Here is a 450-nt window from a genome sequence, read left to right on the forward strand (position 1 = left end):
AACAAATCGTACCAGACTCTTTTAATCAACATTGACAGCCATTCAAAAAACGCTATTCATCGTATAAAACGTCCTTTTTTAACTTAAGAAAACACATATTCTCCCTATCTTAAAAGATGCGTTTGGCAATGTATGAGATGAAATATCGTCTTTAAAAGACTTAAGGAATAAAATGAAAATAACAATTTTTGGTGGTGGAATTTGGGGAAGAGCTCTTGCATTTGCTTTTGCACATAAAAATGAAGTCCGCATTGTTTCAAGACGTGATATCACCCCTGCACTAGACCCTTTAAACAAAACATTGAGTAATAATTCTCATTCAATCATTTCACAATGTTCCTTAAACGAGAGTTTAGATTCTACACTTTTTGTCATTGCTATTAGTGTGCAAGCTTTAAGAGAATGGTTTGCTCACACACCTTTGAAAAAAGACTCAAAAATACTCATCAC

Annotated in this window: 1 pseudogene; it reads left to right on the forward strand. The window is 33.3% G+C overall.

Features of this window, described 5'->3' with window-relative positions:
- Positions 1–172 precede the first annotated feature (172 nt).
- Positions 173–450 (forward strand): annotated as a pseudogene (locus tag J7R13_RS08945) (NAD(P)H-dependent glycerol-3-phosphate dehydrogenase); the annotation flags it as partial.

Origin of the sequence: Bartonella taylorii 8TBB, from assembly GCF_902825155.1 — a bacterium.
GTDB classification, from domain to species: domain Bacteria; phylum Pseudomonadota; class Alphaproteobacteria; order Rhizobiales; family Rhizobiaceae; genus Bartonella; species Bartonella taylorii_A.